This window comes from Sodalis sp. RH19 (assembly GCF_047324215.1).
Taxonomy (GTDB): Bacteria; Pseudomonadota; Gammaproteobacteria; order Enterobacterales; family Enterobacteriaceae; genus Acerihabitans.
On sequence record NZ_CP178734.1, the window covers coordinates 3,506,569 to 3,529,345 of the forward strand.

General features: G+C 59.4%; 18 protein-coding genes. 4 read left to right on the forward strand and 14 right to left on the reverse strand.

Going from position 1 to position 22,777, the window contains the following annotated elements; all coding sequences use genetic code 11:
• Positions 1–20: 20 nt before the first annotated feature.
• The 11 genes from murC to mraZ form a co-directional block, all read right to left on the reverse strand.
• Entirely contained in the window at positions 21–1,496 is a 1,476-nt protein-coding gene (gene murC, locus ACL2XF_RS15920) for a UDP-N-acetylmuramate--L-alanine ligase (protein ID WP_410016414.1), read from the reverse strand.
• A 64-nt stretch (positions 1,497–1,560) separates the two neighbouring features.
• A complete protein-coding gene (gene murG / locus ACL2XF_RS15925) occupies positions 1,561–2,652 on the reverse strand; it encodes an undecaprenyldiphospho-muramoylpentapeptide beta-N-acetylglucosaminyltransferase (protein WP_410016415.1) in 1,092 nt (363 codons plus the stop codon).
• Positions 2,649–3,851, reverse strand: coding sequence for a cell division protein FtsW (gene ftsW, locus ACL2XF_RS15930; RefSeq protein ID WP_410016416.1), 1,203 nt, complete (start codon positions 3,849–3,851; stop codon positions 2,649–2,651). Before ftsW ends, murG begins: the two co-directional genes overlap by 4 nt.
• Positions 3,851–5,167 carry a UDP-N-acetylmuramoyl-L-alanine--D-glutamate ligase gene (murD, locus tag ACL2XF_RS15935; protein ID WP_413728822.1) on the reverse strand — a complete coding sequence of 439 codons (1,317 nt, stop codon included), beginning with the start codon at positions 5,165–5,167 and terminating at the stop codon, positions 3,851–3,853. Before murD ends, ftsW begins: the two co-directional genes overlap by 1 nt.
• 5 nt (positions 5,168–5,172) lie before the next feature.
• Positions 5,173–6,255: a phospho-N-acetylmuramoyl-pentapeptide-transferase gene (mraY, locus tag ACL2XF_RS15940; protein ID WP_410016417.1), complete on the reverse strand. Its 1,083-nt coding sequence runs from the start codon at positions 6,253–6,255 to the stop codon at positions 5,173–5,175.
• Positions 6,249–7,622 carry a UDP-N-acetylmuramoyl-tripeptide--D-alanyl-D-alanine ligase gene (gene murF / locus ACL2XF_RS15945; RefSeq protein ID WP_413722142.1) on the reverse strand — a complete coding sequence of 458 codons (1,374 nt, stop codon included), beginning with the start codon at positions 7,620–7,622 and terminating at the stop codon, positions 6,249–6,251. Before murF ends, mraY begins: the two co-directional genes overlap by 7 nt.
• Positions 7,619–9,106, reverse strand: a complete 1,488-nt coding sequence (murE, locus tag ACL2XF_RS15950) for a UDP-N-acetylmuramoyl-L-alanyl-D-glutamate--2,6-diaminopimelate ligase (protein ID WP_413727150.1) — start codon at positions 9,104–9,106, stop codon at positions 7,619–7,621. The genes murF and murE overlap by 4 nt, the downstream gene beginning before the upstream one ends.
• On the reverse strand, positions 9,093–10,856 hold the full coding sequence (locus ACL2XF_RS15955) for a peptidoglycan glycosyltransferase FtsI (protein ID WP_410016420.1): 1,764 nt from the start codon (positions 10,854–10,856) through the stop codon (positions 9,093–9,095). Before ACL2XF_RS15955 ends, murE begins: the two co-directional genes overlap by 14 nt.
• 24 nt (positions 10,857–10,880) lie before the next feature.
• Positions 10,881–11,201, reverse strand: coding sequence for a cell division protein FtsL (gene ftsL, locus ACL2XF_RS15960; RefSeq protein WP_410016421.1), 321 nt, complete (start codon positions 11,199–11,201; stop codon positions 10,881–10,883).
• Positions 11,198–12,142: a 16S rRNA (cytosine(1402)-N(4))-methyltransferase RsmH gene (gene rsmH / locus ACL2XF_RS15965; protein WP_413722140.1), complete on the reverse strand. Its 945-nt coding sequence runs from the start codon at positions 12,140–12,142 to the stop codon at positions 11,198–11,200. Before rsmH ends, ftsL begins: the two co-directional genes overlap by 4 nt.
• Before the next feature lie 2 nt (positions 12,143–12,144).
• A complete protein-coding gene (gene mraZ, locus ACL2XF_RS15970) occupies positions 12,145–12,603 on the reverse strand; it encodes a division/cell wall cluster transcriptional repressor MraZ (RefSeq protein WP_331119622.1) in 459 nt (152 codons plus the stop codon).
• Positions 12,604–13,462: 859 nt separating this feature from the next.
• Between mraZ and ACL2XF_RS15975 the strand changes: the two genes are divergently transcribed.
• Positions 13,463–13,906, forward strand: coding sequence for an L-alanine exporter AlaE (locus ACL2XF_RS15975; protein WP_410016423.1), 444 nt, complete (start codon positions 13,463–13,465; stop codon positions 13,904–13,906).
• A gap of 103 nt (positions 13,907–14,009) precedes the next feature.
• Here ACL2XF_RS15975 and cra read toward each other — a convergent pair whose 3' ends face one another.
• The 3 genes from cra to ilvI form a co-directional block, all read right to left on the reverse strand.
• On the reverse strand, positions 14,010–15,014 hold the full coding sequence (gene cra / locus ACL2XF_RS15980) for a catabolite repressor/activator (RefSeq protein ID WP_410016424.1): 1,005 nt from the start codon (positions 15,012–15,014) through the stop codon (positions 14,010–14,012).
• 873 nt (positions 15,015–15,887) lie between these two features.
• Positions 15,888–16,385, reverse strand: a complete 498-nt coding sequence (gene ilvN / locus ACL2XF_RS15985; RefSeq protein WP_410016426.1) for an acetolactate synthase small subunit — start codon at positions 16,383–16,385, stop codon at positions 15,888–15,890.
• A gap of 2 nt (positions 16,386–16,387) precedes the next feature.
• Positions 16,388–18,106 (reverse strand): acetolactate synthase 3 large subunit, encoded by a 1,719-nt coding sequence (ilvI, locus tag ACL2XF_RS15990; RefSeq protein ID WP_413727151.1) that lies wholly within the window; start codon positions 18,104–18,106, stop codon positions 16,388–16,390.
• A 590-nt stretch (positions 18,107–18,696) separates the two neighbouring features.
• Between ilvI and leuA the strand changes: the two genes are divergently transcribed.
• The 3 genes from leuA to leuC are packed head-to-tail and all read left to right on the forward strand — an operon-like array spanning position 18,697 to position 22,774.
• Positions 18,697–20,274 carry a 2-isopropylmalate synthase gene (gene leuA / locus ACL2XF_RS15995; protein ID WP_410016428.1) on the forward strand — a complete coding sequence of 526 codons (1,578 nt, stop codon included), beginning with the start codon at positions 18,697–18,699 and terminating at the stop codon, positions 20,272–20,274.
• Positions 20,275–20,276: 2 nt separating this feature from the next.
• On the forward strand, positions 20,277–21,368 hold the full coding sequence (gene leuB / locus ACL2XF_RS16000; RefSeq protein ID WP_410016429.1) for a 3-isopropylmalate dehydrogenase: 1,092 nt from the start codon (positions 20,277–20,279) through the stop codon (positions 21,366–21,368).
• Between the two features lie 5 nt (positions 21,369–21,373).
• Positions 21,374–22,774, forward strand: coding sequence for a 3-isopropylmalate dehydratase large subunit (gene leuC, locus ACL2XF_RS16005; RefSeq protein ID WP_410016430.1), 1,401 nt, complete (start codon positions 21,374–21,376; stop codon positions 22,772–22,774).
• Positions 22,775–22,777 lie beyond the last annotated feature (3 nt).

The following is a 22,777-nucleotide window of genomic DNA, read 5'->3' on the forward strand; positions in this document are numbered from 1 at the left end:
CGCCCGGCGGATGGTTGTTATCAGGCATGTCGTCCCTCTGCGATTGGTCGGGGCTGCAAATGGTTATCGGCCACTTTGCGCGCGATTTTGCCTACGGTTCCGGCGCCCTGCATCAGCACCAGATCATTATCCTGCAACGCCAGCGCCAGCATTTCCGGCAGCGACTCCATGTCCGGCACCATGATGGGGTCGATCTTTCCCCGTCCACGGATGGTCCGGCACAATGAGCGGCTGTCGGCGCCCGGGATTGGCGACTCGCCGGCGGGATAGACATCCAGCATCAGCAACACATCCACCCCGGACAGCACGTTGGCGAAATCCTCATATAAATCGCGGGTGCGGGTATACCGGTGCGGCTGGAACACCATGACCAGGCGTTTATCCGGCCAGCCGGCGCGCGCCGCCTTGATGGTGGCGTCCACCTCGGTCGGATGGTGGCCATAGTCATCCACCAGCATCACCTCGCCCGTCTTGCCGTTCACATTATCCAGGGGATAGCTGCCGAGGAAATCAAAACGGCGCCCCGTACCCTGGAATTGGAACAACGCCTGCAAAATACTGTCGTCCTCAATGCCTTCCTCGGTAGCCACCGCCACCGCCGCCGCCGCGTTGAGCGCGTTGTGGCGGCCCGGCGCGTTAAGGGTTACCGCCAGCACCGGCTTATCCTGCCGATGGAGATTAAAGCTGCCCTGGGCCCCCTGCTGGCGGTAATCGGTGATGCGCACATCCGCGTCATCGCTGAAGCCGTAGGTAGTGATATGACGGCCCACTTTCGGCAGCAGCTCGCGAATCACCGGATCGTCCATGCACATCACCGCGCGGCCATAAAACGGCAAATTATGTAAAAACGTAATAAACGTCTGTTTCAGCAGTTCGAAATCGCCCTGGTAGGTATCCATATGGTCGGCTTCGATATTGGTGATAATCGCCACCATCGGCTGCAGGTGCAGGAACGAGGCGTCGCTTTCATCCGCTTCGGCAATCAGGTAGCGGCTGCACCCCAACCGGGCGTGCACGCCGGCCGCCTTTACCAGCCCGCCGTTGACAAAGGTCGGGTCCAGCCCGGCCTGGGCGTAAATACTGGCCACCATGGCGGTGGTGGTGGTCTTGCCATGGGTGCCGGCGATGGCGATGCCATGGCGAAAACGCATCAGCTCCGCCAGCATTTCCGCGCGCTGGATAACCGGGATCCGGGCCTCTTTGGCCGCCACGATTTCCGGATTGTCGCTGGCGATGGCGCTGGAGACGACGACGACGCTTGCCTCGCTGATATTTTCCGGGCGGTGGTTAAAAAAGATCGTGGCCCCCAGTTCCGTCAATTGCTGCGTCACGGCATTCGGCGCCAGATCGGAGCCGCTGATTTGATAGCCTTCGTTCGCCAGCACTTCCGCGATACCGCCCATACCCGCGCCGCCGATGCCGACAAAATGGATTTGCCGCACACGCCGCATCTCGGGTACAAAAGTTCGCAGTTTCGCCAGTTGTTGTGTATTCACGTTTTAACCACTTAAAGTATTATGATTTCTCAACAGACGGCGCCATGGCCCCGTCCGGTTAATGTCACATTGCCGGCGCGTAGCGGTTATCCGCCTTCACCGCCGCCGCCACTTCCCGCGCCACCCGCTCCGTCGCGTCCGGAATCGCCGCTTTGCGGGCATTCTGCGCCATCGCCAGCAGCGTCAATCGATCCCATCCGGCCAGCGTCTCGCTCACGCTGTCCACCGAGAACTGCGGCTGTTCGATAATCCGCGCCGCGCCCGCCTGTTCCAGCGGACGGGCGTTCCAGTACTGCTGCCGGTCTTTATGCAAAAACGGCACAAAAATCGCGGGCAGGCCGGCGGCGGCGATTTCACTTACCGTCAGGGCGCCGGAGCGGCAAACCACCACATCCGCCCAACCGTAAGCCGCCGCCATGTCGTCGATGAATTCGGTCACGTTATGCCCGGTCTGTCCCAGCGCGGCATAAGCCTGGTTTACTTCGTCCAGCGCGCCTTTGCCCACCTGGTGCCAAAGCGTGATGCGCTCGCCCAGCCGGGCGGCCACGCCGGGCATGGTCTGGTTCAAAACGCGCGCGCCCTGGCTGCCGCCAATCACCAGCACCCGCACCGGTCCCTGCCGGTCCCGCAGGCGTTCCGCGGGCAACGGCAGCGCCAGCACATCGGTGCGCACCGGGTTGCCCACCACGTCGGCGTTGGCAAACGCGCCGGGAAACGCCTGCAATACTTTTGTCGCTATCTTCGCCAGCCAGCGGTTGGTCAGGCCGGCGATGCCGTTTTGCTCATGCAGGACGACCGGCACCCCGCACAGCCACGCCGCCAGGCCGCCGGGACCGGAAACATAACCGCCCATGCCCAGCACCACATCCGGCCGGTAGGCGCGCATAATGGCTTTCGCCTGCCGCACCGCCCGCCAGATGCGCACCGGCGCATACAGCTGTGCCCGCCATCCTTTGCCGCGTAATCCGCTGATGCGGATAAAATCAATGTCGATACCGTTTTTCGGCACCAGATCGGCTTCCATGCGATCGGCGGTGCCCAGCCAGCGTACCTGCCAGCCCTGCGCCATCAGATAATGCGCCACCGCCAGCCCCGGGAATACATGGCCGCCGGTACCACCGGCCATCACCATTAAACGCCTGGTTTTGCCGGTCATCGGGGCCCCCTTGCAAACGCCTGCGCCTTGGTCAGGCGCGTTTCATAATCGATACGCAATAATAATACGATGGCGGTAGACATAATCAGCAAACTCGACCCACCATAACTGATAAGCGGCAACGTCAGCCCCTTGGTGGGCAGCATGCCCGCGGCCGCCCCCACGTTGACCAACGCCTGGAAACTGAACCAGATCCCGATGGCGCAGGCCAGGAATCCGGAGAAGCGCTGATCGATCTCCAGCGCCTTGCGCCCGATGGACATGGCGCGAAAAGCGACGAAGAATACCATCAACAGCGCCAAAACCACACCGAAATACCCCAGTTCCTCACCTAAAATCGCAAAGATGAAGTCGGTATGCGCCTCGGGCAGATATTCCAGTTTCTGTACCGAGTTCCCCAGCCCCTGTCCCCAGAATTCGCCGCGGCCGAACGCCATCAGCGATTGGGTCAGCTGGTAACCGCTGCCGAAGGGGTCCTGCCAGGGATCCCAGAACGAGGTGACGCGGCGCATACGGTAGGGTTCGGCGATAACCAACAGCACCACGGCAAAAATGCCCGAGCCGATAATCGACAGGAACTGCCACAGCTTCGCGCCGGCCAAAAACAGCATCGCCAGCGTGGTCACGAACAGCACCACCACGGTGCCCAGGTCGGGCTGCGCCAGCAGCAGCACCGCCAGAACCACCATCACGCCCATCGGTTTGCAAAAGCCCCAGAAGTTGGTACGGACTTCTTCCACTTTGCGCACCAGGTAACTGGCGAGATAGCAAAACAGCGACAGTTTGGATAATTCCGCCGGCTGGATACGCAGCGGTCCCAGCGCTATCCAGCGCGAGGCGCCGTTGACCGAACTGCCCACCACCAACACCACCAGCAGCATCACCATGGTGATCAGCAGCATGCCCGAGCTGTAGCGCTGCCAGACTTCCATCGGTATGCGCAACGTCACCAGCGACAGGCCGAACGCCAGCGCCAGGTAAAAGGCATCGCGCTTGGCAAAATAAAACGGGTCGTCGGACAGCCGCTGGCCGATGGGCATCGACGCCGAGGTGACCATGATAAAACCGAGGCAGGCAAGGCCCAGCGTCAGCCAAAGCAAAGTGCGATCGTAGAGCACGTTGGTGGGCGCCTCGACATCGCGCACGCCCATAATCCAATCTTTCAGTCCGCCAAAACGGCTCAGCCCCGGCATATGCATCAGCCTAACTCCTTTGCCAGCCGCACGAATTCATCGCCGCGATGTTCAAAACTACGGAATTGATCGAGGCTGGCGCACGCCGGCGACAGCAGGACCATGTCCCCTGCCCCGCATTGGCCGGCAATCAGTTTCATCGCCTGTTCCAGGGTCTCGGTGAGCGTCGAGACTTCCGGACGCAGGCCGGCCAGCTGCGCGCCGTCGCGGCCAAAGCAGTACAGTCTTATCCGTTCGCCCTGCAGCAGCGGCAGCAGCGGGCTAAAGTCCGCCGATTTGCCGTCGCCGCCCAGCAATAAATGCAGCGTGCCGTCGACCGCCAGGCCATGCAGCGCCGCCTCGGTACTGCCGACATTGGTGGCCTTGGAGTCATTGATCCAGCGCACGCCGCGGTGTTCATAGGCCAGTTGGAAACGATGGGCCAGGCCGGTAAACGTCTCCAGCGCCTTCAGGCTCGCCGCGCGCGGGACGGATACGGCATCGGCCAGGGCCAGCGCCGCCAGGGCGTTGGTATGGTTATGGCGTCCGGTCAGCTTCATCGCGGCGGTATTGAGCACATCCTCGCCCCGGACGCTCAGCCATTGGCCGTCCGGACGCAGATCGAGCCGGTAATCCCCGGCGCCGACGCCAAAACTGACGCAGCGCGGGTCATTGCCGCGCACCGGCATGGTCAGGGCGTCGTCGGCATTCACCACGCAGACCCGCGCCTGTTCGTAAATCTTTAATTTGGCCGCGCGGTACTGCTGCATACCCAGCGGATAACGGTTCATATGATCCTCGGTAACATTGAGGATGGTGGCGGCGGCGGCGCGCAGGCTGGAGGTCGTTTCCAATTGGAAGCTCGACAGTTCCAGCACGTACAGCTGATAAGGCTCGTTGAGCAGCATCAGCGCCGGCCAGCCGATATTACCGCCCACGCCCACGTGCCAGCCGGCGCTTTTCGCCATCTCGCCCACCAGCATGGTGACGGTGCTTTTGCCGTTGGAACCGGTAATCGCCACGATAGGCGCCCGGGCCTCGCGGCAAAACAGTTCAATATCGCCGACGATTTCCACGCCCGCGGCGGCGGCGGCGGCCAGGGCCGGATGCGCCAGGGCGATGCCGGGGCTGGCGACGATCAGATCCGCCTCCAGCAGCCAGTCTTCATTCAGGCCGCCCAGGTGCCGTTCCACCTTATCGGCAAGCTTATCCAGCCCTGGCGGTGTAAAACGGGTGTCCATCACCCGGGGCGTGACGTTTCGGCTGATAAAAAAATCAACGCAGGAGAGACCGGTCAGTCCCAACCCGATAATGACAACATTTTTACCCCGATAGTCGGTCATCATAGTTACCGCACCTTCAGCGTCGCCAGTCCAATCAGGACCAGCATCAGCGAGATTATCCAAAAGCGCACGATCACGCGCGGTTCCGGCCAGCCTTTCAGCTCATAATGATGATGAATCGGCGCCATGCGGAAAATCCGCTGGCCGCGCAGTTTAAACGACCCCACCTGCAGGATCACCGACATGGTCTCCATGACAAACACGCCGCCCATGATCACCAGCAGGAACTCCTGGCGCAACAGTACCGCAATGGTGCCAAGCGCCCCGCCCAGCGCCAGTGAGCCGACATCGCCCATAAATACCTGGGCCGGGTAGGTGTTAAACCATAAAAAACCCAACCCGGCGCCGACGATGGCGGTACAGACTATCACCAGTTCCCCCGCGTAACGGATATAGGGGATATGCAGATAGTTGGCGAAATTCATATTCCCGGTGGCCCAGGCCACCAGCGCCAGCCCGGCGGCGACAAACACCGTCGGCATGATCGCCAGGCCGTCCAGCCCGTCGGTCAGGTTTACCGCGTTGCTGGTGCCGACGATGACGAAGTAGGCCAGCAGGACATACAGCAGCCCGAGCTGGGGCATGATGTCCTTGAAAAACGGCACCACCAGTTGGGTGGCCGGCGTCCCTTTGCCCACCTGGTACATGGTAAACGCCACCGCAATGGCGATGATCGACTGCCAGAAATACTTCCAGCGGGCAATCAGTCCCTTGGTATCCTTGCGCACCACCTTGCGGTAGTCATCGATAAATCCGACCACGCCGTAACCCAGCAGCACAAACAGCACGCACCATACATACGGATTCGACGGGTAAGCCCACATCAGCACCGAAATGGTGATGGAGGTTAAAATCATCAGCCCGCCCATGGTGGGAGTGCCGCGTTTGCTGAAATGCGACTCCGGTCCGTCGCTGCGCACCACCTGGCCGATTTGCAATTTTTGCAGCCAGGCGATCAGATGCGGTCCCATCCACAGCGAAATAAATAACGCGGTCAGCAGGCTGACGATGGCGCGGAACGTCAAATACGAAAAGACGTTAAAGCCCGAATAAAATTGGACCAAATGTTCGGCCAGCCAAACTAACATGTTGCTTTCTCCTGTAACGCGCGCACTACCTGCTCCATTGCGGAACTACGTGAACCTTTGACTAATAGGGTAATTACCGCATGTTCAGACAGTAACTGCGTCAGACGGGAAGTCAGCGACGCTTTATCCTGGAAATGTTCGCCACGGCCGCTGGCTTCGCTTATTGCCTGGCTCAGCCTGCCGACGCTTAAAACTTTGTCAATGCCCGCCATACGTATGGCGTCGCCCACCTGGCGATGGCATTCTTCTTCCCCGTCGCCCAGCTCGGCCATATCGCCCACCACCATCACCCGGTAACCCGGCATGTCGGCCAAAACCTGCGCCGCGGCGGTCATCGAGCCGACGTTGGCGTTATAGCTGTCGTCGAGCAACAACCGGCCCTGGCCCAACGTAATGGGAAACAGCCGGCCCGGCACGGCGCTCAGCTGCGCCAGGCCGAGAACCACGGCTTCAAGGGTGGCGCCGACCGACAGCGCCAGCGCGCTGGCCGCCAGCGCGTTCGCCACGTTATGGCGCCCCGGCAAGGGGAGTTTCACCCGGCATTCGCCCAACGGGCAATGCAGCGTAAAATCGACTCCGCCCTGGGTAGCGCAAACGTCGCTGGCGTAAAAATCCACCGCGTCGCCCGCCTGCGGCGAGAAGCGCCATACCTGCTTATGCTGCAGCAGCGCCTGCCAGTGCGGCCAATCGTGGCTATCGGCATTGATAATGGCCCGGCCCTGGGGCGGCAGGCTGCCGAAAATTTCGCCTTTGGCCTGCGCCACGCCGCTCAGCGAACCGAAACCCGCCAGATGCGCGGCGGACAGGTTGTTTACCAGCGCCGTTTCCGGCCTGACCAGATCGGTGGTATAGGCGATTTCGCCGATATGGTTGGCGCCAAGCTCGATAACCGCAAAATCATCCGCGGGCGTCAGGCGCAGCAGCGTCAGCGGCACGCCGATGTCATTGTTGAAATTGCCGTCGGTATATAACACCCGTCCGCACTGGCGCAGGATGGCGGCGGTCATTTCCTTGACCGACGTCTTGCCGGACGAGCCGGTCAGGGCCACGACCCGCGCGGGCACCTGGCTGCGCACCCAGGCGCCCAGCAATCCCAGGGCGCGGCGGGTATCGGCCACCAGCAGTTGGGGCACGTCCACCGGTAAGCGCTTACTCACCAGCAGGGCGATAGCCCCGCCGGCAATAGCCTGCCGCGCAAAATCATGGGCATCGAACGTCTCGCCCTTGAGCGCCACGAATAAACCGGACGGCGCCACGGCGCGCGAATCGGTGGATACGGCGCTGATAACGCTGTCCAACGCGCTGTCCGCGCCGATAAATTCCGCGTTCAGCACCGGGGCCAGCGTTGCGAGGGATACGCTAATCATGCGAGCGCCCCCAATAAACGCGCCACGGTGGTACGATCGGAGTAATCCAGGCGTTGCTTGCCGATCAGCTGGTAATCCTCATGGCCCTTGCCCGCCACCAGCACCACGTCCTGCTCGCCGGCCTGCATCACGGCGCTGGTTACCGCTTCGGCCCGGCCCGGGATCACCGTGGCGCCGCCCGCATTCAGCAGCCCCGCCAGGATATCGTTGATGATGGTCATCGGCGCCTCGCCGCGTGGATTGTCATCGGTGATCACCACCCGATCGGCGTATTGTTCGGCGATGCCGCCCATCAGCGGGCGCTTACCTTTATCACGATCGCCGCCGCAGCCGAACACGCACCACAGTTTACCGTGGCAGTGCTGCCTGGCCGCCGCCAGCGCCTTTTCCAGCGCATCCGGCGTATGGGCGTAGTCCACCACCACCGTAGGTTTGCCGGCGGCATGAAATACTTCCATACGGCCGTTTACCGACTGTAACTGCCCCGCTTTGCGGGCCAGTTCAGCCAGCGGATAGCCCAGCGCCAGCAGGGTGGCAAAGGCCAACAGCAGGTTGCTGACATTAAACTCGCCAATCAGCCGGCTGCGGATTTGCCCGCCGCCCCAGCTGGAATCAAACTGGATTTCCACGCCGGTGGCGTGATACTGCACCCGGGTGGCCTGCAGCCAACGGGCGGGCAAGGGCGACGGCAGGCGCTGGCTGACGGATACCGCCACCGCCTCAGGCAGCCGGGCCAGCCAGCGCCGGCCCACCTCGTCGTCGGCGTTGATAATGCGCTGCGCCACATTAGGGCTGGCGAACAGCTGCCATTTAGCCGCTTCGTAATGGGCCATATCGCCATGGTAATCCAGGTGATCGCGGCTCAGGTTGGTAAACGCGGCGGCGGCGAAATGCACATCGGCCACCCGGTGCTGCACCAGGCCATGGGAAGAGACTTCCATGGCGGCGAACTCCGCGCCCTGCTGATGTAGCTGATACAGCGTCTGCTGCACATCAACGGCCGAGCCGGTGGTATTTTCCGCCGGGACGACCTGGCCGAATAAACCGTTGCCCACGGTGCCCATGACGGCGCTCGTGTCACCCATCAGCTGCGCCCATTGCGCCAGCAGGTGGGTGGTGGTGGTTTTACCGTTGGTGCCGGTGACGCCGGCCAGCCGTAGCGCCTGCGACGGCTGGCCGTAAAAACGGCCGGCCAGGGCCGATAACCGCGCGTTCAGTCCGGCAAGGTAGATAACCGGGACGCCATGCTGCTCGCGCAGCTCGCCATCCGCGGCCTCGCCGTCGGCTTCCGCCACCACGGCGGCAACACCTTGCGCAATAGCCTGGGAAATATAGCTGCGCCCGTCCGCTTTATGGCCGGCTACGGCCACAAACAGATCCCCGGCAGCCGCCGTGCGGCTGTCCAGCGTCATTTCCCTCAGCGCGCGCTCCGGCGCCTGGGGCACCCACGGAGCGAGCAATTCGCGCAAATTACGATCGGTCACCTGATCCCTCTTTTCGATTAGTTACCATGTCATTTTTATCTCCGGTCTGAAGTGCATCCGGTTCCACGTTCATCGTTCGCAACACGCCGCCCATAATGGCGCCGAACACCGGCGCGGATACGGCGCCGCCGTAGTATTTGCCGGCCTGCGGATCGTTGATAACCACCACCAGCGCGAAGCGGGGCTGGCTGGCCGGCGCCACGCCCGCGGTATAGGCGATGTATTTATTGATGTATTGTCCGTCGGGACCGACCTTTTTCGCGGTGCCGGTCTTGATGGCGATGCGATAGCCTTTGATGGCGGCCTTGGTGCCGCCGCCGCCGGGCAGCGCGACGCTTTCCATCATATGCACCACGGTGCGCACCAGGGTCTCGGGGAATACACGCTCGCCCGCCACCGGCGGATCGACCTTGGTAATCGACAGCGGGCGCAAAATGCCCAGGCTGCCGACCGTGGCATAGACACGCGCTAACTGTAACGGCGTTACCATTAGCCCGTAGCCGAAAGAGAAGGTGGCCCTCTCTATGTCAGACCACCGTTGTTTATGGGGAAATAAGCCACTGCTTTCTCCGACCAACCCCAAATTGGTCGCCTTACCCAGGCCAAAACGCGAGTAGGTATCTACCAGCGCCGAGGAGGGCATCGCTAACGCCAGCTTGGAAACGCCGACGTTACTCGATTTTTGCAAAACCCCGGTCAGGGTCAGCTCGGCATAACGGGCCACGTCTTTGATCTCATGGCCGTTGATGTAATAAGGCACGGTATTGAGTACGCTATTTTCCTTGATAACGCCGCGCTGCAAGGCGGTCATTACCACCATCGGCTTCACCGTGGAACCCGGTTCGAAAATATCGGTGATGGCGCGGTTGCGCATCACGTCCTTGGTCGTCCCGCTCAGGTTATTAGGGTTATAGGAAGGGCTGTTGGCCATCGCCAGAACCTCGCCGGTGTTGACATCCACCAGCACCGCGGTGCCCGATTCGGCTTTATTAAAGGCCACCGCGTTGTTCAATTCCCGGTAGACCACCGCCTGGAGCCGTTCGTCGATACTGAGGACCAGGTTATGCGCCGCCTGGCTATCGACGGTGGAGATATCCTCGATCACCCTGCCGAAGCGGTCTTTGCGCACCGTGCGCTCGCCGGGCTGGCCGGTCAGCCAGCGGTCGAAGCTTTTTTCCACCCCTTCGATGCCCTGGCTGTCGATATTGGTAAAACCGATCAGGTGGGCGGTAACTTGCCCCGCCGGATAGTAACGCCGCGACTCCTGGCGCAAATAAATACCGGGCAGCTTCAGCTTGTGGATATAGTCGCCAATGGCCGGATTGACCTGACGCGCCAGGTAAACAAAGCGTCCCTTGGGATTGGCGTTAATGCGCGAGGACATCTGATCGAGGGGGATGGATAACGCGTCGGACAGCGCCTTCCAGCGGCTGTCGACGGTGATGCCGCCATGTTCGTTCACTTCTTTCGGGTCGGCCCAAATGGCGTTGACCGGCACGCTGACCGCCAGGGGGCGCCCGGCACGGTCGCTTATCATGCCGCGCGCGGTGGGCACTTCCTGCACACGCAGCGACCGCATATCGCCCTCGCGCACCAGCATGTCCGGATTGATAACCTGCAAGTAGCCCACGCGAAAAACCAGACCCAGCAACGCAAGTAAAATACAGCCGCACAACAACGCAAAACGCCAGCTGACAAAGCTGGCCTGATCTACATAGCGTTTCAATTTTATCGCTCGCGCGGCTTTCATTAAATGTTTAGTTATCCGGTTGCGTTAAGGTTGAACCACAATATTTTCCTGTGAAGGATCCACATGCTGCATCATCAGTTTTTCCGTGGCGAAACGTTCGACCCGGCTATGGTCGCCCAGGGCGTTTTCCTCCAGGATCAGGTTGCGCCATTCGATATCCAGCGCGTCCCGTTCCAGGACCAGTTGCTCGCGCTGGGCGGTCAGGCGCCGCGTTTCATGGGTGGTCGTCACCACCAGAATCGCGGACACCAGTACGGCGACCAGCAAAATAAACGGGATTTTCCCCTGGCGCAGCAGATCGCCGCCGATAATGCCGACCAGGCCGTGCCGTTCGCCGCCGATCATGACGGCAGCCTCTCGGCAAAACGTAACACCGAGCTGCGCGCGCGCGGGTTATCCGCCACTTCCCGCTCCGACGGCTGCATTTTGCCCACCGGCTTAAGCTGCGCCTGGCCGCCCTGCTCGGCGATCTGCGCTTCGGTCAACGGCATGCGCGCAGGCACCCGGGGTCCGCGGCTATGGTCGCGGATAAAACGTTTGACCAGCCGATCTTCCAGCGAGTGAAAGCTGATGACCGACAGGCGCCCGCCGGGCGCCAATACGCCAAGGGCGCTATCCAGCGCCCGTTCGAGTTCTTCCAGCTCGCTATTGATATAAATGCGGATCGCCTGGAAGCTGCGGGTCGCCGGATGCTTATGCTTTTCACGAAACGGGCTGGCGTTAACGATAAGCTCGGCCAGTTCATGGGTGCGCGTCATCGGCGACTGCTTGCTTTTTTCCACGATGGCCTCGGCGATGCGTTTGGCAAAGCGCTCTTCGCCGAAGGTCTTTAACACCCAGGCGATATCGTCGGCGCCGGCCTTGGCCAGCCACTCGGCGGCGGACAGCCCGCGGGAGGTATCCATGCGCATATCCAGCGGACCGTCGCGCATAAAGGAAAACCCGCGCAGCGGATCGTCAAGCTGCGGCGACGACACGCCCAAATCAAGCAGGATGCCGTCCACGCGGCCGGTCAGCCCGCGCTCGGACATATAGTCCGCGATGGCGGAAAACGGGCCGTGGATAACGCTGAACCGGGGGTCGTCTATGGCGCGGGCGGCTTCAATGGCCTGGGGATCGCGATCAATAGCCAGCAGTTGTCCCTCCGCCCCCAATTGGGACAGGATCAGGCGCGAATGACCACCGCGACCGAACGTGCCGTCAATGTAAATGCCATTGGGGCGCAGGTTCAGGCCGTTAACCGCTTCATCCAGCAAGACGGTGGTATGTTGGTAAGTTTCTGCCATAGCTATAGTGACAAGTCTTGTAGTCGCACAGAGAGTGGTTCCTGCGCCGACAGTTCAGCGTCGATATCATCCTTGACTTGTTGATACCAGGTCTGTTCATCCCACAATTCAAATTTATTGAATTGTCCAACCAGCATCACTTCTTTGGTAAGTCCGGCGTGGAGCCGTAATGTTTGCGCAATAAGCAGCCGCCCGGCGCCATCCATCTGGCATTCGCTGGCATGTCCCAGCAACAGGCGCTGCACTCGGCGTTCGGCGGGGTTCATGCTCGACAGACGGGAAAGCTTCTGTTCAATCACTTCCCATTCCGGCAGGGGATAAAGCAATAGGCATGGTTGGTGGAGGTCGATGGTACACACCATCAATCCTTCCGTTTCCTCGATCAGCTTTTCCCTGTAGCGGGTTGGCACGGCTAGCCTGCCTTTACTGTCGAGATTAACCAACGTTGCCCCACGGAACATATGTCGATTTACCCCCGAAAAACCCTTTTCACCACGAAACCCCACTTATTCCCACGCAAAAGAGTGTACGAATGGTATTAAAACATTGTCAAGCTACTAACGAGCAAGAATGGGATTATTTATGCATCAATTAAGAAACTCTGACGGGAATTAGTTGCAGAGGGGCAAAAAAGTACACTAATAACATCATGATATTCATAAATGCGGTGTTTCGATTAAAAATTAGCAATTTTTTGATATAAACCCAGACCAAGCCGCCTGAGGGAGCGTCGGGTCGCCGGCGCCGATTATACGCTTACCGCGGCGCCTCGCTCAATCGCCAGATCGGCCTGGACGGCGGTGCATTTGTTTTAGCGCAATTTTTTTATAATTGCCGTCGCGCAAGCCATCCTAAACAGGCTTTGAAATATAAAGATGCGCCGACATTAATAATGTGGTCTTTACTTTTATTTACCGATAAAACTGGCGATTTTATCCGCAATTTTATTTATGAATGTCCAGCTTAATTAGCCAATCCAGAATATTCCTAACACAAATTTTGCCTGTAAAAATTGGCTCACTGTCATTTATTTCGCGAACAGTTGCCGCCAAATCCAAACCTTCCGCCAACGACCGCTACATAACTTATTGAAAATAAATCATTAAAGTTTCCAGGCCGAATGAAATAGCTTAACGTGAACATCAACGCTGGAAATTAAGCATAAGGAGCTGCTCATATGATTGAAATAAAAACTATTAGCTAGTTAACTACTTACATCCAGTGATGTACTCTATGCCACATAGAATACACACCACAAAACACTATCACCGATGCGTAAACGCATCACCCGGCGACCTTTTTCCTTTGGAGCTACCCGTTATGTTTTCGCGCTCATCTCGTCTGCGCATGGCTGCGGCTGACACATTTGCTTTGGTGGTGTATTGCTTTATCGCGGGGATGTTTATTGAGGTGTTGCTGTCCGGCATGACACTTCAACAATCCTTATCCTCCAGATTGCTTTCCGTTCCGGTCAACATTGTCATTGCCTGGCCGTTCGGCCAGTATCGCGATGCGGTGCTGAGATTGGCGCGCCGTCACGGCCCGAACCGGTTCTGGGCGCGTAACATTGCCGATTTGCTGGCCTATGTCAGTTTTCAATCGCCGGTGTATGTCCTGATCCTGCTGGCGGTCGGCGCGGATTCACAACAGATTTTGACGGCGGTCACGTCCAATGCGGTAGGGTCGATGATTCTGGGCGTGGCATATGGCTATTTTCTTGAGTATTGCCGCCGGCTGTTCCACGTGAAAGGCTACGTTAACTGATTTACCCCGCAAACCCGGTCCGGCAGCATTGGCGCCGGGCCGGAACCCGACAGCCCGGCTTCACCGGGCTTAACCACCTTGCGGGCGAGGGCGGGCAAGGCCCTCAGGCGCGGCTGAGCGAGCCGCGGCGAAACAGGCTGCGCCTGATACGGGTCAATCCCGGTTTCGGCCTGTGCGGCTCGTCCAGGCTTGCCAGCACCAATTCCAGCACCCGCTCCGCCACCTCACGATGACGCTGCGCCACCGCCAGCACCGGACACTCCAGGAAATCCAGCAGTTCATTATCGCCGAAAGTGGCGATCGCCAAATCGGGCGGCAGCCTGCCGCTACGCTTTAATGTCACGTCCATCACGCCCTGCAGCAGGGAAAACGACGTGGTAAAAATCGCCTGCGGCATGTCATGGCTCTCCAGATACTGGCTGAACAACGCCGCCGAAGACGAGCGCTCATAACTATTGGCATACAGGAAATCAGGCTGCCTGGCGTCGCCTTCCCATCCGCGCCTGAAGCCCTGCTCGCGCAGGAAACTCACCGACAGCTCGGGCAAAGCGCCTAAATACAAAACCGACGCGCCGTGAAAACTGCGCAGTTCCCGCGACAACATTTCCGCATCATCCTGATCCGCACCCACCACGCTGATAAAATGATCGGGATCAAGCGCGCGATCGAGGGCGATAATAGGAAAAGGATCGGTGGCCCAGCGCTGGTAAAATGGATGTTCCGGCGGCAAGGCCGTGGAAACGATAATGGCGTCCACCTGCCGTTGCAGCAGATGTTCAATGCAGCGCATTTCATTATCCGGCTGATCCTCGGAACAGGCGATCAGCAACTGATAGCCGCGCTGGCGCGCCTGGCGCTCCAGATAGTTGGCGATGCGGGTATAACTGGTATTCTCCAGATCGGGTATCACCAGGCCGATGGAACGCGTCCTCCCTGCCCTGAGACCGGCGGCAACCGCGTTGGGATGGTAGTTATGTTCCCGAACCACCGCCATCACCTTTTCCACGGTTTTATCGCTAACGCGGTATTGTTTCGCTTTACCGTTGATCACATAACTGGCGGTTGTGCGCGAAACGCCTGCCAGGCGCGCGATTTCATCCAGTTTCACAGAGACTCCTTTGCGCTGAAAGATTTAACAGTGACCCAATATATCCATATTCTCATCGGGGTATATCATTATGCTACAACTTTTATCAGCATAAAACGCCAAGAAGCGAATAGACGCGCGAGTAAGGCGGGGAAATGGCGGTACACAAAGCATAAACCGTTTTGTTCAAGGAAGAGCGTGCCAACACCAAACGTAAAGCAGACGTGTTCAAGGAAATGCGTGCCAAGGGGGTCGAATCGGGCGTGGTGTGCCCGCCCGACCGAGGCCCCATGGCAGGCTATGCCTGCGATCACCGATGCCGCATAAAACCTGTTAAAGGGAGAGCATGCCGATGGGGTTGAATCGGGCGTGGTGTGCCCGCCCGACCGAGGCCCCATGGCAGGCTATGCCCGCCATCACCGATGCCACATAAAACCTGTTAAAGGGAGAGCATGCCGATGGGGTTGAATCGGGCGTGGTGTGCCCGCCCGACCGAGGCCCCACGGCAGGCTATGCCCGCCATCACCGATGCCGCATAAAACCTGTTAAAGGGAGAGCATGCCGATGGGGTTGAATCGGGCGTGGTGTGCCCGCCCGACCGAGGCCCCATGGCAGGCTATGCCCGCCATCACCGATGCCGCATAAAACCTGTTAAAGGGAGAGCATGCCGATGGGGTTGAATCGGGCGTGGTGTGCCCGCCCGACCGAGGCCCCATGGCAGGCTATGCCCGCCATCACCGATGCCGCATAAAACCTGTTAAAGGGAGAGCATGCCGATGGGGTTGAATCGGGCGTGGTGTGCCCGCCCGACCGGGGCCCCATGGCAGGCTATGCCCGCCATCACCGATGCCGCATAAAGCGTGTTAAAGGGAGAGCGCCCCTACGACTCGATGCTCAGCGCATCACCTTATCGCCGCGCGCCAGCCCGACGATCCCTGACCGGGCCACTTCGACGATACTGCCCACGTCGCGAATAGTGGACAAAAAAGCATCCAGCTTATCGCTGGTCCCCGCCAGCTGAACGGTATACAGCGACGAGGTCACATCCACGATCTGCCCGCGGAAAATATCGGCGCAGCGCTTCACTTCCTCGCGCGCGCCGCCCTCGGCCTGAACCTTCACCAACATGATTTCCCGCTCGACATGAGTACCCTGCCCTTGCCCAAGCTCGCTCACGCGCAGCACATCCACCAGCTTATGCAGCTGTTTCTCGATTTGCTCCAGCACCTTGGCGTCGCCCATGGTCTGGATGGTCATGCGCGACAACGTGGGATCGTCGGTCGGCGCCACAGTCAGGCTCTCGATATTGTAACCGCGCTGGGCAAACAACCCGATCACCCGCGATAACGCGCCCGACTCGTTTTCCAGCAATACTGATAAAATCCGGCGCATGATCAGGTCCTCTCCGTTTTGCTTAACCACATTTCGTCCATGCCGCCGCCCCGAATCTGCATGGGATAGACATGTTCCGTACCGTCAACCATCACATCCACGAACACCAGACGATTCTTTTGCGCCAGCGCCTGGGCCAGCTTGCTTTCCAGCTCATCCGGCGACTGGATGGAAATGCCCACATGGCCGTAGGCTTCCGCCAGCTTGACGAAATCCGGCAGCGATTCCATATAGGACTGGGAATGACGGCCGGAATAGATCATATCCTGCCACTGCTTCACCATACCCAGATAACGATTGTTCAGACTCACCACCACCACCGGCAGATCATATTGCAGCGCCGTGGACAGCTCCTGAATATTCATCTGGATACTCCCGTCGCCGGTAATACAAATCACCGTTTCGTCGGGCAGCGCCAACTTCACGCCAAGCGCGGCGGGCAACCCGAAGCCCATGGTGCCCAGGCCGCCGGAGTTAATCCAGTGGCGCGGCTGGTCAAATTGATAATAGAGCGCGGCGAACATCTGATGCTGGCCGACATCCGAAGTCACATACGCCTTGCCGCCGGTCAGGCGGAACAAGGTTTCGATCACCGCCTGCGGCTTGATCTTGCCGCTGCGGTGATCGTAGTCCAGGCAATGGCGGGCGCGCCACTGTTCGATATCCTGCCACCAGTCGCGCAACGCGTCGAACTGCTGCGTATTCTCGCCCTGCTCCAACTGATCCAGCATTTGCACCAGCACCTGGCGGGCGTCGCCGACTATTGGCACGTCCGCCGTAACGGTTTTGGAAATCGAGGCCGGATCGATATCGATATGCAGCACCGTGGCATCCGGACAGTATTTTAATAAATTATTCGTGGTGCGATCGTCAAAACGCACCCCGACTGCAAAAATCACATCGGCGCGATGCATCGCCATATTGGCTTCATAAGTGCCGTGCATCCCCAGCATGCCCAGGCTCTGGCGATGTGTACCCGGGAAACTGCCCAATCCCATCAAAGAACTGGTCACCGGTATATTGAGTTTTTCGGCCAGCAGACGCAGCTCCTGATGGCAACCGGCGGTTATCGCCCCGCCGCCCGTATAGATAACCGGACGCTCGGCGGCCAGCAGGGTTTGCAGCGCGCGGCGTATTTGCCCTTTATGGCCCTGTACCGTCGGATTATAGGAACGCAGCGATACCGAGTCCGGGTAAAGATAGGGAAATTTATTGGCCGGATTAACGATATCCTTGGGCACGTCAATCACCACCGGGCCGGGACGGCCGGTGGCGGCAAGGTAAAAGGCTTTTTTCAGGATACCGGGGATATCTTCGGTTTTCTTCACCAAAAAGCTGTGTTTCACCACCGGGCGGGAAATGCCCACCATATCGCATTCCTGAAAAGCGTCGAAACCGATAAGCGAACTGGCCACCTGGCCGGAAATCACCACCAGGGGAATGGAATCCATATAGGCGGTGGCAATGCCGGTCACGGCATTGGTGGCGCCCGGGCCGGAGGTCACCAGCACCACGCCCACCTTGCCGGTGGCGCGCGCATAGCCGTCGGCCATATGCACCGCGCCCTGCTCGTGACGCACCAGGATATGATCGATCCCGCCTACCGTATGCAGCGCATCGTAGATGTCCAGCACGGCCCCGCCGGGATAACCGAATATATGCTTCACGCCCTGGTCGATTAACGATCGGACGACCATCTCGGCTCCTGACAACATCTCCATGGGTTTGCCTCCAGGCTTACGTAGGTTCTTCGCAGCAGCAACAGGCCGCTGTCGCTTGGCACAGGGATGGGAAAAGCTGCCCCTGAAATATTTTTGTTATTAATTTATGACCGGTAACGATAACGCCAGATGATAAGGCAGGCAAATAGCAAAAATCAGCACCGCGGCGGCGCTAATAATTTTTACGCTACCGTTCTCGAGATTGACGCTATAAAACACTGCTTTTAACGCGGCACAAAACCCACCGCGCTGCTGGACGGGATAATTACAGCATCTTAACATTTGCATGGATTAACCGCGAAATGCGCGCGGTGATAAGCATTGCGTATGAATGGTTGACACCCGCCAATGAATCCTGTACCTATAAATACAATGACTCATTCATGAACTGGGACGCCGCTCTAAAATGTTCGCTTCTTTCCGTCTACTAGGCCTACTACTACTCGCACTGTCGATGCGCGGTACGCTGGTACACGGAGTTCAGAGCTGACTCATACGTCCCAGATAAAGAACCCGCGCATGGCGCGGGTTTTTTTTTGCCCGCGCAACGTGCCCAGAAACCGCGTCCAAAAACGAAGATAGGATTAATCATGAGCCAACAAGTTATAATTTTTGATACCACGCTGCGCGACGGTGAACAAGCATTGCAGGCCAGCCTGAGTGTGAAAGAGAAACTGCAAATCGCCCTGGCTCTGGAAAGAATGGGCATCGATGTAATGGAAGTGGGTTTCCCGGTGTCCTCTCCCGGCGACTTTGAGTCGGTCCAGACCATTGCCCGTCAAATCAAGAACAGCCGGGTTTGCGGCCTGGCCCGCTGCGTGGAAAAAGATATCGATGTGGCCGCCGAAGCCTTGCGCGTCGCCGAGGCGTTCCGCATCCATGTGTTCCTGGCGACCTCCACGCTGCATATTGAATCCAAGCTCAAGCGCAGCTTCGAACAGGTGATGGAGATGGCGGTGCAGTCGGTCAAACGCGCGCGCAACTACACCGACGATGTGGAATTCTCTTGCGAAGACGCCGGCAGGACCCCGATCGATAACCTGTGCCGTATCGTCGAAGCGGCGATTAACGCCGGCGCCCGCACCATCAATATTCCCGATACCGTCGGCTACACCACCCCGGTGCAGTTCGGCGGCATCATCACCTCCCTGTATGAACGCGTGCCCAATATTGATAAAGCCATTATCTCGGTGCATTGCCACGACGATCTGGGCATGGCGACCGGCAATTCCATCGCCGCGGTGCAGGCCGGCGCCCGGCAGGTCGAAGGCACCCTGAACGGCATCGGCGAGCGCGCCGGCAACACCGCGCTGGAAGAAGTGATCATGGCGATTAAAGTGCGCGCCGATATCCTGGGCGTGCACACCAATATCAATCATCAGGAAATCTACCGTACCAGCCAGATTGTCAGCCAGCTGTGCAATATGCCCATCCCGGCCAACAAGGCGGTGGTGGGGTCCAACGCCTTTGCCCACTCCTCCGGCATCCATCAGGACGGCGTGCTGAAGAACCGCCAGAACTACGAAATCATGACGCCGGAAACCATCGGTCTGAAGGAAGTGCAGTTAAACCTGACCTCGCGTTCCGGCCGGGCGGCGGTGAAGCATCGCATGCAGGAAATGGGCTACCAGGAACAGGATTATAATCTGGACGAACTGTATGCCGCCTTCGTCAAGCTGGCGGACAAAAAAGGCCAGGTATTCGATTACGACCTGGAGGCGCTGGCGTTTATCAGCAAGCAACAGGAAGAACCCGAACATTTCCGCCTGGACTATTTCAGCGTCCAGTCCGGCTCCAACGATATGGCCACGGCGTCGGTCAAGCTGGTGTGCGGCGAGGAAACCAAATCCGAAGCGGCAACCGGCAATGGTCCGGTGGACGCGGTCTACCAGGCGCTGAACCGGATCACCGACTATCCCATCACGCTGCAGAAATATCAGCTGACCGCAAAAGGCCACGGCCGCGACGCGCTGGGCCAGGTGGATATCGTGGTGGATTATCACGGACGCCGCTTCCACGGGGTCGGCCTGACCACCGATATCATCGAATCCTCGGCCAAGGCAATGATACACGTGATGAACAATATCTGGCGCGCGCGGCAGGTCGAAATCGAACTGCAGCGTCTGCAAGGGCAAAACAATAAACGGGATTACCAGGAAACGGTGTGAACATGAGCAAGACATATCATATAGCGGTATTGCCGGGCGACGGCATTGGCCCTGAAGTCATGGCGCAGGCCTACAAAATTTTAACCGCCGTGCGCCAGCGTTTCGACGTACGCATCACCACCAGCGAATACGACGTCGGCGGCGCCGCCATCGATCGCCACGGCAGCCCGCTGCCCGCCGCCACGGTCAACGGTTGCGAGCAGGCCGACGCCATTCTGTTCGGCTCGGTGGGCGGCCCGAAATGGGAACACTTGCCGCCGGCCCAGCAGCCCGAGCGCGGCGCGCTGTTGCCGCTGCGTAAACACTTCAAACTGTTCAGCAACCTGCGTCCGGCGCGGCTGTATCCGGGTCTGGAGGATTTCTGTCCGCTGCGCGCCGATATCGCCGCCCGCGGGTTTGATATCCTGTGCGTACGCGAGCTGACCGGCGGCATCTATTTCGGCCAGCCGAAAGGCAGGGAAGGCAGCGGCATGCATGAGCGCGCGTTCGATACCGAGGTCTATCACCGCTTTGAAATCGAGCGCATCGCCCGCATCGCCTTTGAATCCGCCCGCAAGCGCCGCGGCAAAGTGACCTCGATCGATAAAGCCAACGTGCTGCAAAGCTCGATTATGTGGCGCGAAATCGTCACTGAAATCGCCCAGGATTATCCGGACGTGGCGTTGGCGCATTTATATATTGATAACGCCACCATGCAGTTGATCAAGGACCCGTCCCAGTTTGACGTGCTGCTGTGCTCCAATCTGTTCGGCGACATCCTGTCCGATGAATGCGCGATGATCACCGGCTCGATGGGCATGCTGCCCTCCGCCAGCCTCAATGAACAAGGTTTCGGTCTCTACGAGCCCGCGGGCGGTTCGGCGCCGGATATCGCCGGCAAAAACCTGGCCAACCCGGTGGCGCAAATCCTGTCCACCGCGCTGTTGCTGCGCTACAGCCTGGGCCTGGATGAAGCCGCCGCCGCCGTTGAGCGGGCGGTCAACCAGGCGCTGGAAGCCGGACACCGTACCGCCGATCTGGCCGGCAGCGGCGCCGCGGTCGGCACCGATGAGATGGGCAGTATTATCGCCGGTTATATTACCCAGGGGGCATGAAGAGTATGGGCAAGTCGTTATATCAAAAATTATATGATGCGCACGTCGTCTACGAAGCGCCGGAAGAAACGCCTTTATTATATATCGATCGTCACCTGGTGCATGAGGTGACGTCGCCGCAGGCGTTCGACGGCCTGCGCGCCATGGGCCGTCCCGTGCGCCAGCCGTCAAAAACCTTTGCCACCATGGACCATAATGTCTCCACCCAAACCAGGGACATTAACGCCAGCGGCGAGATGGCCCGTATCCAGATGCAGGAACTGATAAAAAACTGCGCGGAATTCGGCGTCCAGCTGTATGACCTGAACCATCCCTACCAGGGCATCGTACATGTGATCGGTCCCGAGCAGGGCATGACGCTGCCGGGCATGACCATCGTCTGCGGCGATTCCCATACCGCCACCCACGGCGCCTTCGGCGCGCTGGCCTTCGGCATCGGCACCTCGGAAGTGGAGCACGTGCTGGCCACCCAGACCCTGAAACAGGGCCGGGCCAAGACCATGAAGATTGAGGTTACCGGCCGCGCCGCCCCCGGCATTACCGCCAAGGATATCGTGCTGGCGGTCATCGGTAAAACCGGCTCCGCCGGCGGTACCGGCCATGTGGTGGAATTCTGCGGCGAGGCGATCACCTCCCTGAGCATGGAAGGCCGCATGACGCTGTGCAATATGGCGATAGAAATGGGCGCCAAGGCCGGTCTGGTGGCGCCGGACGACACGACTTACGCCTATCTGCAAGGCCGCCAGTTCGCGCCGAAAAGCGATAACTGGCTGCAGGCGATCGCCTACTGGAATACCCTGAAGTCCGACGACGACGCGGTCTTCGATAGCGTGGTCACCCTGCGCGCCGACGATATCGCTCCGCAGGTCACCTGGGGTACCAATCCGGGTCAGGTGATTGCCATTAACCAGATAATCCCGTCGCCCGACTCGTTCAGCGATCCGGCGGAACGCAACTCCGCCGCCAAGGCGCTGGCTTATATGGATTTGCAGCCCGGCATCCGCCTGACCGACGTGGCTATCGATAAAGTGTTTATCGGTTCCTGCACCAACTCGCGCATCGAGGATTTACGCGCGGCCGCCGCCGTAGCCAAGGGGCGCCGCGTCGCCACCGGCGTACAGGCCATCGTGGTGCCGGGTTCCGGACCGGTCAAGGCCCAGGCGGAAGCCGAAGGCCTGGACAAAATCTTTTTGGACGCCGGCTTTGAATGGCGTTTACCCGGCTGCTCCATGTGCCTGGCCATGAATAACGATCGTCTTAACCCAGGCGAGCGTTGCGCATCCACCAGCAATCGTAATTTCGAAGGGCGCCAGGGTCGCGGCGGCAGAACTCATCTGGTCAGTCCGGCCATGGCGGCGGCGGCGGCGGTTACCGGTCATTTTGCCGACATTCGCGAATTGAATTAAGGA

Bases quoted from the DNA above. Each gene is read 5' to 3' on its own strand.
- murG (WP_410016415.1), bottom strand. From the start codon at position 2,652: ATGACCGGCAAAACCAGGCGTTTAATGGTGATGGCCGGTGGTACCGGC.
- ftsW (WP_410016416.1), bottom strand. From the start codon at position 3,851: ATGCATATGCCGGGGCTGAGCCGTTTTGGCGGACTGAAAGATTGGATT.
- murD (WP_413728822.1), bottom strand. From the start codon at position 5,167: ATGACCGACTATCGGGGTAAAAATGTTGTCATTATCGGGTTGGGACTG.
- mraY (WP_410016417.1), bottom strand. From the start codon at position 6,255: ATGTTAGTTTGGCTGGCCGAACATTTGGTCCAATTTTATTCGGGCTTT.
- murF (WP_413722142.1), bottom strand. From the start codon at position 7,622: ATGATTAGCGTATCCCTCGCAACGCTGGCCCCGGTGCTGAACGCGGAA.
- ACL2XF_RS15955 (WP_410016420.1), bottom strand. From the start codon at position 10,856: ATGAAAGCCGCGCGAGCGATAAAATTGAAACGCTATGTAGATCAGGCC.
- ftsL (WP_410016421.1), bottom strand. From the start codon at position 11,201: ATGATCGGCGGCGAACGGCACGGCCTGGTCGGCATTATCGGCGGCGAT.
- rsmH (WP_413722140.1), bottom strand. From the start codon at position 12,142: ATGGCAGAAACTTACCAACATACCACCGTCTTGCTGGATGAAGCGGTT.
- mraZ (WP_331119622.1), bottom strand. From the start codon at position 12,603: ATGTTCCGTGGGGCAACGTTGGTTAATCTCGACAGTAAAGGCAGGCTA.
- ACL2XF_RS15975 (WP_410016423.1), top strand. From the start codon at position 13,463: ATGTTTTCGCGCTCATCTCGTCTGCGCATGGCTGCGGCTGACACATTT.
- ilvN (WP_410016426.1), bottom strand. From the start codon at position 16,385: ATGCGCCGGATTTTATCAGTATTGCTGGAAAACGAGTCGGGCGCGTTA.
- ilvI (WP_413727151.1), bottom strand. From the start codon at position 18,106: ATGGAGATGTTGTCAGGAGCCGAGATGGTCGTCCGATCGTTAATCGAC.
- leuA (WP_410016428.1), top strand. From the start codon at position 18,697: ATGAGCCAACAAGTTATAATTTTTGATACCACGCTGCGCGACGGTGAA.
- leuB (WP_410016429.1), top strand. From the start codon at position 20,277: ATGAGCAAGACATATCATATAGCGGTATTGCCGGGCGACGGCATTGGC.
- leuC (WP_410016430.1), top strand. From the start codon at position 21,374: ATGGGCAAGTCGTTATATCAAAAATTATATGATGCGCACGTCGTCTAC.